This is a genomic window from Flavobacterium sp. CYK-55 (assembly GCF_018413465.1).
GTDB lineage: Bacteria > Bacteroidota > Bacteroidia > Flavobacteriales > Flavobacteriaceae > Flavobacterium.
This window is the reverse complement of sequence record NZ_JAHCDK010000011.1, coordinates 59,554-75,392: the sequence shown is the minus strand read 5'-3', so window position 1 is coordinate 75,392 and position 15,839 is coordinate 59,554. Positions and strand designations below refer to the sequence as shown.

Genomic DNA, 15,839 nt, shown 5'->3' with positions numbered 1-15,839 from the left:
TTTTTTGATTAGTCAAAAGTCCTTGGGCTTAAGAAATTAGTTTTGGCAGTTTCTATTTTCTTATTACCGTCGTATACTTCAATTTTAATTGGAGTTTTATCGTGTTCAAGTAAATATTGGTTGATTTCAACAAATAGAGTTCCTTCAACCATTTCTTGACGTTTAATGTTCAAATGATCTTTACCCACTACGGTAATTTTACCTTTTACATTGATGAGTTTAAAGTGAATGTCTTTAAAATCATTGTTGGTTTTATTGATGATCTTAAATGTAAATATGTTGCTGATGTTTTCGCCTTTATGCTGATACAATTGCCCAGGCAATCTGAGAATCGTAGCCTCAACTTCGGTACGCAAAAACAGCAAACCAATGAGCACGCCAAGCAAAATAGTCAGTACAGCGGTATAACCTTTCATACGGGTAGTAAACTTGAACTTGGCACCTTTTTCGATTTCATCTTCTGAAGCATATCGAATCAAACCTTTAGGCAAACCAACACCTTCCATGATGGTATTGCATTCGTCAATACAAGCCGTACAATTCACACATTCTAACTGTGTTCCGTTGCGGATGTCAATTCCGGTAGGACAAACATTCACACATTGATGACAATCAATACAATCGCCTTTACCAGTTAGGGCGCGATCTTCATTTTTATTGAATTTGGCGCGACCAAGTTCTTTCTCACCACGCACAGAATCATAGGTCACATTAATGGATTTGTTGTCGAGTAATACGCCTTGCAAACGACCATAAGGACAAGCTATGATACACACTTGCTCGCGGAACCAAGTAAATACAAAGTAAAAAACCGCAGTAAAAATCAGTAAGGCAATCAGTGTACTGAGATGAGCTGTAGGGCCATCTTCAATCATCAGCAAGAGTTCATCACTACTAATTAAATAAGCCAAAAACACATTGGCAATAGCAAATGAAATCACAGCAAACAAAAACCACTTGGTGAGTTTTTTGCGGATTTTTTCGGCATCCCAAGCTTGTTTACTGAGTTTGATTTGCGCACCGCGATCGCCTTCAATCCAGTATTCGATGCGTCTGAAAACCATTTCCAGAAATATGGTCTGCGGACAAATCCATCCGCAAAAAATACGACCGAAAATCACGGTAAACAAGATCACGAAGACCACACCGACAATCATAAAAAGAACGAACAAATAAAAATCTTGTGGCCAAAACGGAAATCCAAAAATATTAAATCTGCGCTCGAGCACATTGAACATCATGAATTGGTTTCCGTTGACTTTGATAAACGGATTGACTACCAACAGGGTCAGCAAAAAATAGCTGACCCATTTGCGGTAGTTATACCATTTTCCGGATGGTTTTTTAGGATAGATATATTTTCGTTTGCCCGCATCGTCAATGGTGGCAATTGAATCTCTAAACGCTTCATCGGGAATCTGTGACATAGTATTTATTTTTTAACAGCAGTACTGTCGGTTTTTGTAGTTGCAGCCTCAGGAGCAGCTTTGGCAACATCCGGATCAACCCAAACTTCGCCTTCAGGGGCTTTTCCGTCTTTTGGTTTTGTTCCTTTGAGCGATAAAATGTAACTGGCTACATGTTGAATTTCGGTAGGTTTTAAGGTTTCTTTCCATGCAATCATCCCTTTACCGTCGCGTCCGCCATTGGTGATGGTGTGGAATACGTTTTTAATTCCACCGCCCAAAATCCAATTCTCATCAGTTAGGTTCGGACCAATTTGCCCTCCGCCATCAGCTCGGTGACAAGCCACACAATTGGTTTGAAAAATGGCTTTTCCTTTAGCAAGTTCAGCCGGATCAGTAAGCAAAGTCACCGTTTTTTCATCCATCAAATCAGGAGCAGTTTTCATATACTCTTCCACATCAATTTTGGCTTGAGCCATTTCTTTACGAAGCTCGGTTTCTTGGTCATCGGCTCCCATAAAATGGTAACGTACCAAATAAACACAACCAAAAATGATTGTGATGTAGAACAAATACAACCACCAAGGCGGTAAACTGTTATCTAGCTCTTTAATACCGTCGTAATCGTGATCAAGCATTACGTCAGCCTCGCTTTCGATTGGTTTAGACTTGGTGAGCATTTTCATCAATTTCTTGAACCATTCACTATCGGTAAGGCTCAAATGAGCAGCATCATCTACCACTTTTTTCTGTTCATCACTCAACAACTGATACATGACACGATCAACGGCCATCAAAGTAATTTCAATTGAAATAAGCAAGAATAAGAAGACAAATAAGAACACCGATACCATCGGGAACTTAACAAAAGCCGGTCGGTCGCCAGAATCAATAAAATATTCTAAAGCGAGCATCACACTAAAAAAGATGACCGGAATACGGATATATACGGGAATTAATTTTCTCATGATGGTTCAGATTTAAAGGTTATCATTGAGCGGAATCTGACGCAATTCGTTGATTTTTTCTTTCTTGTACGAGAAGACCCAAACGCCTAGTCCGACAAAGAATAAGAAGAATATTGATAAGGAAATAATCGGATAAATTGCCACTCCGGTTATTGTTTCCATGTTGTGTTTAATTTGTTCGAACATGACTATATTATTTAGCGTTGTCTTTTACTTTAGTATCGGTTCCTAAGCGTTGCAAATAAGCAATCAAAGCTACAATTTCACGCTCGTGCATCGGCACAAAAGCCTCGCCTCGAGCCGCTGCTTTTTTCTTGCTTTCTTCGTAGCTTTTTACAAAGTCAGGGTCACTGTGCAAGCTGGCTTCAATTTTCATAGATTGTTCTTTGATGGCCGCTTTAGCCCCGGCAACTTGAGCATCTGTATACGGAACTCCGAGTTTTTGCATCACGTGCATTTTATCTTCAATGCTTGAAATATCCAAAGCTTTGTTGTCAAACAACCATTTATAAGCAGGCATAATAGAACCAGAAGATGTACTTTGAGGATCCCACATATGATTGAAATGCCAGTTATCATTGTATTTTCCGCCTAAACGCAATAAATCTGGTCCGGTACGTTTAGAACCCCACAAAAATGGGTGATCATATACAAACTCTCCGGCTTTTGATTGTGGTCCGTAGCGTTTTACTTCACTTCTGAACGGACGAACGTTTTGTGAGTGACAACCCACACAACCTTCGCGGATGTATAAGTCTCGACCTTCAAGTTCAAGCGGTGTATATGGCTTGACAGCTGCAATGGTTGGGATATTTGATTTAACCATAATGGTTGGAATAATCTGAATAATACCTCCAATTAAAATCGCTACCAAAGCAAAAATGGTGAGTTTAATCGGGCGTCTCTCGAGCCAAGCATGCCAGTGTTCTCCTTTGAGACGTTGGTTGCTTAAAGGTTGTAAAGCCGGCGCTTGTGCCAATTCGTCTTCAACTTTTTGGTTGGCGCGAACGGTCATAATGATGTTGTATACCAATACGAACATTCCGATTAAATACATGGTTCCACCCACAGCACGCATGGCATACATTGGGATGATTTCTTTTACAGTTTCAAGGAAGTTACCGTACACAAGGGTTCCGTCAGGATTGAATTGTTTCCACATCGAGGCTTGTGTAAACCCGGCTACATACATCGGTAAAGTATAAAGAATGATTCCTAAAGTTCCAATCCAGAAATGGAAATTGGCCAATTTATGTGAGTACAATGAACCTTTGGTCATACGCGGAATCAACCAATAAATCATACCAAAAGCCATGAATCCGTTCCATGCCAAAGCACCAACGTGTACGTGGGCAATAATCCAATCGGTATAGTGTGCAATAGCGTTGATGTTTTTGAGTGACAACATCGGGCCTTCAAAAGTGGCCATACCATAACCGGTGATCGCCACAACAAAGAATTTCAAAATCGGTTCTTCGCGCACTTTATCCCAAACGCCACGCAAGGTGAGCAATCCGTTGATCATACCACCCCAAGACGGAGCAATAAGCATCACTGAGAAAACAACCCCAAGGTTTTGCGCCCAATTAGGCAAAGCTGAATACAACAAGTGGTGTGGTCCGGCCCAGATATAGATAAATATTAATGACCAAAAGTGAACAATTGATAATCGATAAGAATATACCGGACGATTGGCCGCTTTAGGTACGAAGTAATACATCAATCCTAAAAACGGAGTGGTCAAGAAAAACGCCACAGCATTGTGACCGTACCACCATTGCACGAGTGCGTCTTGTACTCCGGCATACGCAGAGTAACTTTTTAAAGCGCTTACCGGCAACTCTAAACTGTTGAAGATATGCAACACCGCAACGGTAACAAAAGTCGCGATGTAAAACCAAATCGCTACATATAAGTGGCGCTCGCGTCTTTTGAGAATGGTTCCGATCATATTGATTCCAAAAACCACCCACACCAGTGCAATGGCAATATCTATAGGCCATTCAAGTTCTGCGTATTCTTTTGAAGTAGTAATTCCGAGCGGAAGTGTAATGGCTGCAGCCGCAATGATTAATTGCCAGCCCCAGAAATGTACATTGCTCAAAAAGTCGCTAAACATACGCGCTTTGAGCAAACGCTGTAGCGAGTAGTAAATCCCGGCAAACATCGAGTTTCCTACAAATGCGAAAATAATCGCGTTGGTGTGTAAAGGTCGGAGTCTTCCAAAACTCAACCACGGAATTCCGTCGGTAATGTTCGGGAACAGAAACATAACGGCCAGAATGAGTCCGACCAACATGCCGACCACGCCAAAAAGTATTGTCGCATAGAGGAACTTTTTGACGATTTTGTTGTCGTAATAAAATTGTTGCACTTCCATAATTACATTGATTTTTCGTCTGTTTTTATTGTTTTTGGTTTATCTGTGAGAAGTTCGTCTTCAAAGAGCATTCTGACTGACGGTGTATAGTCGTCGTCATACTGCCCGGTTTTTACCGCACGCACAAAAGCGATGAAAAAGCCTATGGCTACTGCGATACTGATGGAGATTAATAAATAAATGACACTCATACCTAAAATTGTCTTTTCAAAATTACTTCTGACTATGGTCTTAAAACATGACTTTTATCATGCGGGGTTATTTTCGCGTAAATCGCGCATAAAAATTGGTCATCATCGTTACAAAACTCACGATGGTAATGGTGCTCAGCGGCATAATAATGGCCGCTACCAGTGGTTGTAGATGGCCCGTCAAGGCAAATGACAAACCAACTACATTGTATAATAAAGACAGACCAAAACTCATGATGATGGTGCGCATCGATCCGTGTGATAATTTCATAAAATACCACAGTTTTTCAAACTGGCTTGCATCGAGAATAGCATCACAAGCCGGTGAGAACACATTGACGTTTTCAGCAATAGCAATACCCACGTTACTCTGAGCCAGAGCTCCGGCATCGTTGAGCCCATCGCCTACCATCATGACTTTTGCGCCTTGACTTTGCAAGTTTTTGACAAATTCGAGTTTTTGTTCGGGCGTCTGGTTAAAAACAAGTTCGGTTCCGGCAGGCAAGATTTTTTCTAGAACTTCGCGTTCGCCTTCGTTGTCGCCCGATAAAACTTTGAGCGTATATTTTTGATGGAGTTTAACAAACAGTTCGCTTAAACCCTGACGATATTGGTTGTTAAAAACAAACTTACCTTTATATGTATGGTTGATTTGGATGTGAACCGCAGTTTGATGTAGTTCGTTAGCTGTCATACATTCTGTAAACGAAGCAGAACCGATTTTGAACACCTCGCCTTGTACCGAAGCCATGATTCCTTGTCCGGGAATTTCCTCAAACAAACCAACACTCATGCGCGCAGCTGTTGGCAAATGGTTATACAACATGCGACTCAGCGGATGGTTCGAAGCGCGCAATACATTTTTCAGTGCCAAAGTTTGTGCTTCTGTAAGTGTTGCTCCTTGATAGGTAATCGCCGCTCCGGCATTGGTCGTAATGGTTCCGGTTTTGTCAAAAACAATCGTATCGGCTTGGGCCAATTGCTCAATGACCGTAGCATTTTTAAGATAGAATTTTTGATTGCCCAAAATGCGCAACATATTGCCCAAAGTAAACGGAGCAGTTAGCGCAAGTGCACACGGACAAGCCACAATGAGTACCGCTGTAAAAACATTAAAAGCAGTATTGGTATTACTCGGAATCCAAATGCCAAAACCAATGATTGAAATAAGCAGCAAAGCCGGCGTAAAATAACGACTGACCGTATCGGTAATGCTTTTGTGCTTTTGCGCGACTTTTTTCTGAAAGACATCATTGCTCCAAAGCTGAGTGAGATAACTCTGAGAAACGCTGTGCAAAACTTCCATCTCAATCACCTGCCCCATTTGCTTGCCGCCGGCATAAACCTTATCGCCGGAATGTTTTACCACAGGATTGGCCTCACCGCTCACAAAACTGTAATCGATTTCAGCGGTGGCCGAAATGAGGATTCCATCTACCGGAATAAGCTCTTGGTTGCGAATCAGCAAACGATCGCCTTTAACAATATCATAAACAGCCACGTTTTCTTCGTGATCTGCACGAATACGCGAAACAGCAATCGGAAAATACGATTTAAAATCGCGTTCAAAACTCAAAAAGCTATAGGTTTTGGTCTGGAAAGTTTTACCGAGCAACATGAAAAAAACCAGTCCGGTCATGCTGTCAAAAAAGCCCGGGCCGTAGTTCATAACCATATCAAAGGTACTGCGCACAAACATGACGATGATGCCCAGCGCAATCGGGATTTCAATGTTGAGCAATCCTGCGCGTATACTTTTGTAGGCTGCTTGGTAATATCCGCTGGCCGAATACAAAAAGCTCGGTAAGGCCAAAGCAAAAATGAGCCATCTAAAAAAGCCTTTGTACTGGTCGAGCCAGAATTCGCTGACTTCAAAGTACTCCGGAAATGACAAAAGCATGATGTTTCCGAAGCAGAAAAAAGCGACTCCTAATTTATAGGTCAAACTTCGATCAACTTTGTGTTGGCCTGATTCGTATTGTTCTAAACTAATATAAGGTTCGTAACCAATAGAACTCAGAAGTAAGACCATTTCTTTGAGTGAAACCAAATTGGGTTTGTAAGTGATGCGTACCTTCTTTTGCGGAAAATTCACTTGTGATTGGGTGATGCCAGCTTGTAGCCGTTGCAGATTTTCAAGCACCCAAATACACGAACTACAGTGAATATGCGGAATATACAACGATACTATAGCGGTTTCAGCTTCGTTGAATTCAAGAAGTTTTTCGGCGATTTCGGGGTTGTCTAAAAAGTCGTATTTGCCTTTTATTTCTTGGGGTGTGGCGCCGGGCGATTGTTGAAAATCGTAGTAACAGTCCATGCCGTTTGAACTGAAAATCTCATACACGGTTTTGCATCCTGCGCAACAAAAAGTCTTGCTGTCAAAATGAATTGTGTCTGATTCGACCACATCCAACCCACAGTGAAAACATTGGTTGGTGTCCATAATTTGCTCAATTTTACCTGAAGCAAAGTACCGTCGATTGCCAAAAATAAAATATGATTTTTATCATATTAATCTGTAAATTTGCCCTTCAGCTAATCACGAACAACATGAGTAAATGTGAACAATGTATTGTGCGGGAATTCAGCTCGCTCAAAGCGCTTACAAAGGATGAACTCATCAAAATGTCTAATTGCAAAACTTCGTACACGATAAAAAAAGGGGAACCTATTTTTGAAGAAGGTGAAAACGTCAACGGAATTTATTGCGTTAAAGATGGCGTTTGCAAGCTCACCAAACTTAGCGCCAACGGAAAAGACCAAATTGTTAAATTGGTTAAATCAGGTGAATTGTTAGGGCAACGTTCGATGATTAGCGATGAACCCGCCAACTTATCTGCAGTGGCTATGGAAGACATGGAAGTTTGCTTTATTCCGAAAAGTGAAGTTTTGCAGTTCTTCAATCAAAACAATCAATTCTCAATGAATGTCATGCGCACCATCTGCGGCGATCTCAAAGAAGCCGATGATCATATGGTTTCGATGGCGCAAAAAAATGTAAAAGAAAGATTGGCTGAAACGCTTTTATACCTTGAAACCACCTTTGGTAAAAATGAAGATGGTTCACTCAGATTACATGTTTCACGCGAAGAATTAGCCGGAATGATTGGCACGGCTACCGAAAGTTGTATCAGATTGTTATCAGAATTCAACAAAAGTAAGCTCATTGAAATCAGCGGAAAAAAAATAACACTGCTTGACCGCAACGGACTCAAACGAGCTTCAGAATAATTACAGTTTCTTGGCTTGGTTCCAAAACACATCCATTTCGGCCAAAGTCATTTCTGACAAAGGCTTGCCTAGCTCTTCAGCTTTTGATTCTAAATATTGAAAACGCTTGATGAATTTTTTATTGGTGCGTTCTAAAGCATCTTCAGGGTTGATGTTTAAAAAACGAGCGTAGTTAATCATCGAGAACATAACATCGCCAAACTCGGCTTCCATGCGCTCTTGATTTCCGTCGGCCACTTCGGCCTGTAATTCGCTGAGTTCTTCTTGAACTTTATCCCAAACCTGATACGGTTCTTCCCAATCAAAACCTACACCTTTGGCTTTGTCTTGAATCCGACTGGCTTTAACCAGCGCCGGTAAACCTTGCGGAACGCCTTCTAATACTGATTTTTTGCCTTCTTTGAGTTTGAGTTTTTCCCAGTTTTGCTTGACTTCTTCTTCGTCTTTTACTTGAACATCACCATATATATGCGGATGGCGATGAATGAGTTTCTCACAAATTTCATTGCAAACATCGGCGATGTCAAAATCTTGGGTTTCGCTCCCGATTTTGGCATAAAATACAATATGCAAAAGCAAATCACCAAGTTCTTTTTTGACTTCACTCAGATTGTTGTTCAGAATAGCATCGCCGAGTTCGTAGGTTTCTTCAATGGTCAAATGACGCAAAGATTCCAAAGTTTGTTTTTTATCCCACGGACATTGCGCACGCAAATCATCCATAATATTCAACAATCGGTCAAAAGCTTGTAGTTGCTGGGCTCTGGAATTCATTAGATGTGATTTGTGTAAAAATAAAAAATCCCGCTAACAAATACTCGTCAGCGGGATTCATTTATGTTTGAAAAACTATTCTTTTTTAGATTTTGTTTTTTTAGCTGCTTTGGCTTCGACCACTTTTTCTTCAACAATCGCCTCAATTTCAGCTTGTTTTTCAGCGGTTGACTCTTCTTTAGAAACCAATCCTTTTGATTGTAAAATATTGTACCAATTGAGCACTTTTTTGATGTCTGATGGATAAACGCGATCGGCATCATAATCAGGTACTACGCTCAAAAAGTAAGCAGCCAATTTGGCGTTGTCTTCTTTGTGTGAAATAGCCGGGCCTTCGTTTTCTTTAACAGCAATAGCACGCATTACCTCGGCCAATGGTTTTTCACCATCATGAGTATACATTGAAATCTCAGACAACAAACTCACATTACTTCTTAAACCAACGGTTACTTTTTTTCCGTCAATAAGTGATTCGGCCAAAAAACCGGTACGTGTTTGCAATTTCAATGAGTAAATGCCGGGCATTCCTGAAATGGCGAGTATTCTTTCTAAATTCATTTTGGGTATTTATTTCTTTATTAGGTTAATCATAATTATCGGCCTTTTTTAGCGGCAAACTTCATTTTGTAGTCAGGACGGGTTTTGCCTTCCATAATGTTTTGAAGCTTCTTCTTGATGAGTTGTTTTTTGAGCGTAGAAATCAAATCAGTAAACAAAATTCCCTCAATATGATCGTACTCGTGCTGAATAACTCGTGCAATTAATCCATCAAAAACTTCGGTTTTTCGGTTGAAATTTTCATCATCATACTCAATAGTAATGCGTTCATGTCGGTAAACATCTTCGCGCACTTCAGGAATACTTAAACAACCTTCATTAAAACCCCACAACTCTCCTTCTTCTGTTAAAATCTTTGCATTGATAAAAGTTCGTTTGAAATTTTTGAGCTGTTTTTGCTCATCGGTTGACAAATCGTCGTCTTCACCAAAAGGAGCCGTATCAACCACAAACAAACGAATAGGTAAGCCTACTTGCGGAGCGGCCAAACCTACACCATAAGCGTTGTACATGGTTTCGTACATACTGGCAATGGTTTCATTAAGTTGGGGATAATCGGCAGAAATCGGTTCGCAAACTTTGCGCAAAACCGGGTCACCATATCCTACAATTGATAATATCATCTGTTTTAATCACTAAAAAAGTGTGGCAAAAATAATCAAAAATTACACATGAGGCTTTTTGCAGACAAGAATTAGTAATATTTTAATCAAAGCTTAAATCATTTTGCGCGAAAGATAATCTTGCAACATAATGGTAGCCGAAATTTCATCGACCAAAGCTTTATTTTGTCTTTGTTTTTTAGATAAACCACTATCAATCATGGTTTGAAAAGCCAGCTTTGAGGTAAAACGCTCGTCAACGCGAACAACTTTTATTTCTGGGAATTTTTGTGAAAAAACAATAACAAAAGCTTCAATAATTGCTGCACTTTGCGACGGAAGCCCATTCATTTGTTTGGGTTCACCAATCAAAACCTTAGATATGTTTTCTTGACGAACATATTTTTCTAGAAAAGGCATCAGCTCTGTTGTAGCCACGGTTGTCAACCCTGATGCTATGATTTGTAAAGGGTCAGTTACGGCCAATCCTGTTCTTTTTTGTCCGTAATCAATGGCTAAAATTCTAGACATAATGTTAATTTATGGTTTCAAAGATAGTTAGTTGAAAAATGATTATAAACACTTTTTTTAAGTTATCAACAAAAAAATGTTGACAGTTGTTAAAATATTGTTTTTATTTGCGGCGTTGTTAAACAAAATTTTGAGTTAATTGCGCTACCAAATCATTTTAAATGAAGCTTAAGCAACTTTTGCCCCTGTATTTGTTATTATTTTCGCTGAGTAGTTTAGCTCAATGTAAAGTATTTACTTACAATCAGATACAGTCGAGAAATGAAGTTCAACAATGGGGAAACATACAAACCATTGCTCCGCAGCGCGCAGAATTTACAGACAGCGAAATCAAACTTCAAGCTGATCAGCCTTATCACTTAACCGTGATTTCTAAAACTGATTTACCCGACAAAGGAATCATTTATTTGTGCAAAGACGAAAAATCAAATCCAATTACCGTGATGTTATTTGACAACATCAAGATGTATTTGTACGCCAAAACCAAAAGGTTTTTGATTAATTTTCAACATGCTGCCACAACTTCTACTCTAGCAGATTCTGAGTAATTAAAAATCACCAGATTTTATTTTTTGGTTATTCATTTTTAAAAATTGAGGCTATATTTGTGCAAAATCTTAATTCATGGAAGCATTGCGTCAAATAATTGAATCAGCCTGGGACAACCGCGATTTATTACAACATACCACAACCACCACAGCCATCAGAGAAGTGATTGAATTACTTGATTCAGGAGCTTTGCGCGTGGCTGAACCTACAGCTCATGGTTGGCAAATCAACGAATGGGTCAAAAAAGCAGTGGTGATGTATTTTCCGATTCAAAAAATGGAAACGCATGAAGTAGGCATCTTTGAATACCACGATAAAATTCCACTCAAACGAGGCTATTCCGAAAAAGGTATACGTGTAGTTCCACATGCAGTGGCACGTCACGGAGCTTATATCTCAAAAGGAGTGATTCTAATGCCGAGTTATGTCAATATTGGCGCTTATGTAGATGAAGGAACCATGGTAGATACCTGGGCAACTGTAGGTAGCTGCGCACAAATTGGCAAAAACGTTCACTTGAGTGGTGGCGTCGGTATTGGCGGTGTATTAGAACCTTTACAAGCTGCTCCGGTGATTATTGAAGATCACGCTTTTATTGGTTCGCGTTGCATTGTCGTTGAAGGCGTTCGCGTTGAAACCGAAGCTGTATTGGGCGCGAATGTTTGTTTGACTGCATCCACTAAAATTATTGATGTAACCGGTGATACTCCGATAGAAATGAAAGGAGTTGTTCCGGCCAGGTCAGTGGTCATTCCGGGCAGTTATACCAAAAAATTTGCTGCCGGTGAATACCAAGTTCCGTGTGCACTCATTATAGGCAAACGAAAACCATCGACCGATTTAAAAACCTCACTCAATAACGCTTTGCGCGAATACGACGTAGCCGTATAAACGACCCATTACAATCGGATGAATCAATATTATCGTTTAGTGAAATTGCTGAGCCGGAGAATCTTCGTGATTTTTTGCGCTTATCAGTTGTGCCGAATTGTTTTCATCGCCTTCAATAAAAGTTTTTTTCCTGACATAGATGCCAACAGTTTTTTAGGTGGAGCCGTTTTTGATTTATCAGCGATTGGCTTTACAAATTTGCTGTTTGTTCTGTTGCATTTACTTCCGGGCTCATTTCAGTATAGAAAGGGTTATCAAAAAGGATTGAAGATTGCCTTTTTTACAGTCAATTTGATTTTCTTGGCAACTAATTTTGTTGACTTTGAGTATTTTAAATTTACCGGTAGACGCAGCTCATTCGGGCTGATTACCGCCAAAGGAATGGAACATGAAATTGGTGGATTAATCCCAATGTTTTTAATGAATTATTGGTATCTGCCTTTGGGCTTCATTATTTTTGCCATTGTGCTTTGGAAATTGCTCGGCGAGGCTCCGTTCACCGATGAAAAAACAGCGTATAAACCATCTATCATCGTCAAACAAACGGCCTTAATGATCACTGGTTTAGGTATTTGCTTTTTGATGGCGCGCGGCGGAATCAACTCAAAACCTATTCGGATTGTAGATGCCGTTAACTACACTTCTATAGGAAATACCGCAGTTGTACTCAATACACCCTACAGTATTTTGAAAACTTTGGGCAGCAAAGAAACCTTGACCGACCCAAAATACTACACATCAGAAGAACTCGACAAAATTTTTAATCCGGTTTTGCATCATCCGACCAACGGAAATCTGACCCGCAAAAACGTGGTCATTATTATATTGGAGAGTTTTGGCGATGAGAACATCCACATTGGGCAAACGCCTTTTTTAGATTCGCTCATCACAAAATCGTATTATTTTAAAAATGCGTTTGCCAACGGAAAAGTTTCTATTGATGCAGTTCCGTCCACAATGTCAAGTGTTCCGAGTTTGATGAATTCACCGCTGATTTCATCGGCTTATGCGCTTAATGAAGTGTATGGTTTGCCCAAGATTCTCAAGAAAAATGGTTATTCAACCAGCTTTTTTCACGGTGCTTTTAACGGCAGTCAAAACTTTGATCAATACTGTCGTGTAGCCGGATTTGATGCCTATTTCGGCAAAGATCAATATCCTAAAGACGGAGCTTTTGATGGTTCTTGGGGTATTTATGACGAAGAATTTCTGCAGTTTTTCTGTGATAAAATCGGCACGTTTAAAAGACCGTTTTTTACTTCAATTTTTACCATATCATCTCATATTCCTTATACCATTCCTGAGCGATACAAAGGAAAATTTCCCAAAGGAACGGCCGAAATCCACGAAAGTGTGGCCTATACAGATTATGCATTGCGACTGTTCTTTAAAAAAGCGCAAAAACAAGATTGGTACAAGAATACTTTGTTTGTGCTCACAGCCGATCATACTTCATCGTCTGGAAAAGGAAAATACACCAACAATGTAGGCAAATTCAGAATTCCTATTTTGATGATTGACCCTTCGAATCCTCATTTTCAAGGCGTCAATGAAAAGAATTTCCAACAAATTGACATTCTCCCGAGTTTATTAGATGAGCTGAATATTAGTGACACGATTGTGACTTACGGAAAATCGTATCGTTCGCAAAAAGACTTTGTGGTATCGTACGTTGATAATGTTTACAATTACATCAGCGGTGATTATTATTTGGCCTTTGACGGAAACAAATCATTGGGTTTGTACAATTTTAAAAAAGATTCCTTGTTTCAAAACAATTTATTGCAACACGAGCCCAAACTAAAATTGCAAATGGAGCGTTTTATCAAAGCCTATATACAATCCTTTAATGAGCGTGTGAGCCGCAACGAGCTAACCGTCAACCACAAAAAGCCTTGAAAAAAATACTGGTCATACAACAAAAAATGATTGGCGATGTGCTCGTGAGTAGCATTATCTGTAACAATCTCAAAAAAGCTTATCCTCAGGCGCGCATTGATTATTTGGTGTATGAATCAACCACGCCTGTTTTAGAAGGAAATCCAAACATTGACCGTATTATTCTCTTTAAAAAGAAGCACCGAAAAAACAACTTAGCTTTTCTCAAACTAGCTTGGCAAATTCGCAGAGAACAATATGATTTGGTGATTGATGCCTATTCAAAACTTGAGAGTTGGTTGTTTGTGTTTTTGAGCGGTGCCAAACGAAAAATATCCTATAAAAAACCCGGAAGAAGTTTTTTATACACCGATAATTTACCTTTTACGGCTTATCCAAAAACCAATTTAGGTTTGGCCATTGAACGCCGATTGTCATTGCTTAAACCGCTTGATTTAGATATAGAAATAGATCCGCTTCCGAAGTTGTTTGTCACCGAAGACGAAAACAAGCTAGCCCAGAAATTAATGGCTGAGCACGGTGTCAACGCCCACCGAAAAACCGTCATGATTAGCCTTATTGGAAGCGAGCCCTCAAAAACATATCCATTAGAATACATGGCGCAAATCGTCAACTATATCGGGGAGCAATTTGAGGTGAATTTGCTTTTTAACTACTTTCCGAAGCAGATAGATCAAGCCAAAAAAGTCTATGATTTGTGCTCTGAGCAAACAAAATCCAAGATTTATTTTGATTTATTAGGTCCTGATTTACGCAGTTTTATTGCGCTCATGAACCAATGCAATTTAATTGTGGGCAACGATGGTGGCGCGATCAATATAGCCAAATCACTCGGAAAATCTTCATTCATTATTTTCTCGCCCTGGATTGAAAAGAAAATCTGGGCCACTTTTGAAGACGGCTCCCGACAAATATCCGTTCATTTGAATGATTTTAAACCCGATCTCATTCGTCAATATTCTGAAAAAGAACTCAAAACCAATACGCCTGAACTTTATCAGCAATTCAAGCCCGAATTGTTTTTGGGTCAATTTGATGGCTTTCTAAAAGATAATTTAGTGGCTCAAGCTGCTGAAAATGCCTTGACCATTACACCAATTAAATTGCCTTTGAGCGCGCTGATCATCACTTTTAATGAGGAAAAACACATCAAAGCGGTTTTAGAAGATATTGATTTTGCCGACGAAATCATTGTCATCGATTCATTTAGTACCGACAAAACCGTTGCATTGGTACAAGAATTTCCGAAAGCAAAACTCATTCAAAATAAGTTTGTCGATTATAGTTCACAACGAAATTTTGCGATTGAATGTGCCCAAAATCCGTGGATCTTATTTATTGATGCTGATGAGCGTTTTACTGATAAATTGCGAGAAGAAGTAATTGAAACAGTACAGAAACCTGATGCATGCAGTGCTTATTTGTTTTATAGAATCTTTTATTTTAAAGATGAGCATTTACATTTTAGCGGATGGCAAACCGACAAGATATTCCGATTGTTTCAAAAAGATAAAGCGCGCTATGTAACCGAGCGTTTGGTGCATGAAAAGCTTAAAGTAGTAGGCAGTATTGGCAAACTCAAACATAAACTCATCCATTATTCTTATACTGATTACGAGTCATATAAAGACAAAATGGTCAACTACGGAAAGCTCAAAGCCAAAGAAGAAATGGCCAAAGGTGTCCAGCCCAACTTCTTTCATTTTTATCTGCATCCGGCGTACAAATTCCTATATCAATATTTGGTTCGATTGGGCTTTTTAGATGGCCAAAAGGGAATCATTATTTGTTATCTCAACGCACTGAGTGTGGCTGTCAGATATCGTGAACTTAAAAAAATGAGGTCAAAAAAATAG

Annotated in this window: 15 protein-coding genes; 5 read left to right on the top strand and 10 right to left on the bottom strand. The window is 39.6% G+C overall.

What is annotated here, in order from left to right; genetic code table 11:
• Window positions 1-8: 8 nt before the first annotated feature.
• The 6 genes from ccoG to KIH23_RS11575 all read right to left on the bottom strand — a co-directional run bounded on the left by ccoG (window position 9) and on the right by KIH23_RS11575 (window position 7,391).
• Complete coding sequence (gene ccoG / locus KIH23_RS11600) at window positions 9-1,427, bottom strand: cytochrome c oxidase accessory protein CcoG (RefSeq protein ID WP_213213657.1); 1,419 nt, start codon at window positions 1,425-1,427, stop codon at window positions 9-11.
• Between the two features lie 5 nt (window positions 1,428-1,432).
• The gene (locus KIH23_RS11595) at window positions 1,433-2,374 is read right to left on the bottom strand and encodes a cbb3-type cytochrome c oxidase N-terminal domain-containing protein (RefSeq protein ID WP_213213656.1); all 942 of its coding nucleotides are present in this window, start codon (window positions 2,372-2,374) and stop codon (window positions 1,433-1,435) included.
• 12 nt (window positions 2,375-2,386) lie between these two features.
• On the bottom strand, window positions 2,387-2,560 hold the full coding sequence (locus KIH23_RS11590; protein ID WP_213213655.1) for a CcoQ/FixQ family Cbb3-type cytochrome c oxidase assembly chaperone: 174 nt from the start codon (window positions 2,558-2,560) through the stop codon (window positions 2,387-2,389).
• A 7-nt stretch (window positions 2,561-2,567) separates the two neighbouring features.
• On the bottom strand, window positions 2,568-4,754 hold the full coding sequence (gene ccoN, locus KIH23_RS11585; RefSeq protein WP_213213654.1) for a cytochrome-c oxidase, cbb3-type subunit I: 2,187 nt from the start codon (window positions 4,752-4,754) through the stop codon (window positions 2,568-2,570).
• Between the two features lie 2 nt (window positions 4,755-4,756).
• Window positions 4,757-4,945, bottom strand: a complete 189-nt coding sequence (ccoS, locus tag KIH23_RS11580) for a cbb3-type cytochrome oxidase assembly protein CcoS (RefSeq protein WP_213213653.1) — start codon at window positions 4,943-4,945, stop codon at window positions 4,757-4,759.
• 67 nt (window positions 4,946-5,012) lie between these two features.
• Window positions 5,013-7,391 (bottom strand): heavy metal translocating P-type ATPase, encoded by a 2,379-nt coding sequence (locus KIH23_RS11575; protein WP_213213652.1) that lies wholly within the window; start codon window positions 7,389-7,391, stop codon window positions 5,013-5,015.
• 107 nt (window positions 7,392-7,498) lie between these two features.
• Between KIH23_RS11575 and KIH23_RS11570 the strand changes: the two genes are divergently transcribed.
• Window positions 7,499-8,179 (top strand): Crp/Fnr family transcriptional regulator, encoded by a 681-nt coding sequence (locus KIH23_RS11570; RefSeq protein ID WP_213213651.1) that lies wholly within the window; start codon window positions 7,499-7,501, stop codon window positions 8,177-8,179.
• On the opposite strand, the gene mazG is transcribed toward KIH23_RS11570, so the two are convergent.
• The 4 genes from mazG to ruvX all read right to left on the bottom strand — a co-directional run bounded on the left by mazG (window position 8,180) and on the right by ruvX (window position 10,644).
• A complete protein-coding gene (gene mazG / locus KIH23_RS11565; RefSeq protein WP_213213650.1) occupies window positions 8,180-8,953 on the bottom strand; it encodes a nucleoside triphosphate pyrophosphohydrolase in 774 nt (257 codons plus the stop codon).
• Window positions 8,954-9,028: 75 nt separating this feature from the next.
• Window positions 9,029-9,511 carry a DUF5606 domain-containing protein gene (locus KIH23_RS11560; RefSeq protein WP_213213649.1) on the bottom strand — a complete coding sequence of 161 codons (483 nt, stop codon included), beginning with the start codon at window positions 9,509-9,511 and terminating at the stop codon, window positions 9,029-9,031.
• A 35-nt stretch (window positions 9,512-9,546) separates the two neighbouring features.
• On the bottom strand, window positions 9,547-10,134 hold the full coding sequence (def, locus tag KIH23_RS11555) for a peptide deformylase (protein WP_213213648.1): 588 nt from the start codon (window positions 10,132-10,134) through the stop codon (window positions 9,547-9,549).
• Window positions 10,135-10,227: 93 nt separating this feature from the next.
• The gene (ruvX, locus tag KIH23_RS11550) at window positions 10,228-10,644 is read right to left on the bottom strand and encodes a Holliday junction resolvase RuvX (protein ID WP_213213647.1); all 417 of its coding nucleotides are present in this window, start codon (window positions 10,642-10,644) and stop codon (window positions 10,228-10,230) included.
• Between the two features lie 161 nt (window positions 10,645-10,805).
• Here ruvX and KIH23_RS11545 point away from each other — a divergent pair, with 161 nt between their 5' ends.
• The 4 genes from KIH23_RS11545 (at window position 10,806) to KIH23_RS13865 (ending at window position 15,839) form a co-directional block, all read left to right on the top strand.
• Complete coding sequence (locus KIH23_RS11545; protein ID WP_213213646.1) at window positions 10,806-11,192, top strand: hypothetical protein; 387 nt, start codon at window positions 10,806-10,808, stop codon at window positions 11,190-11,192.
• A gap of 76 nt (window positions 11,193-11,268) precedes the next feature.
• Window positions 11,269-12,084 (top strand): 2,3,4,5-tetrahydropyridine-2,6-dicarboxylate N-succinyltransferase, encoded by an 816-nt coding sequence (locus KIH23_RS11540; protein ID WP_213213645.1) that lies wholly within the window; start codon window positions 11,269-11,271, stop codon window positions 12,082-12,084.
• An 18-nt stretch (window positions 12,085-12,102) separates the two neighbouring features.
• Window positions 12,103-13,983, top strand: coding sequence for an LTA synthase family protein (locus tag KIH23_RS11535; RefSeq protein ID WP_213213644.1), 1,881 nt, complete (start codon window positions 12,103-12,105; stop codon window positions 13,981-13,983).
• Entirely contained in the window at window positions 13,980-15,839 is a 1,860-nt protein-coding gene (locus KIH23_RS13865) for a glycosyltransferase (RefSeq protein WP_317197039.1), read from the top strand. Before KIH23_RS11535 ends, KIH23_RS13865 begins: the two co-directional genes overlap by 4 nt.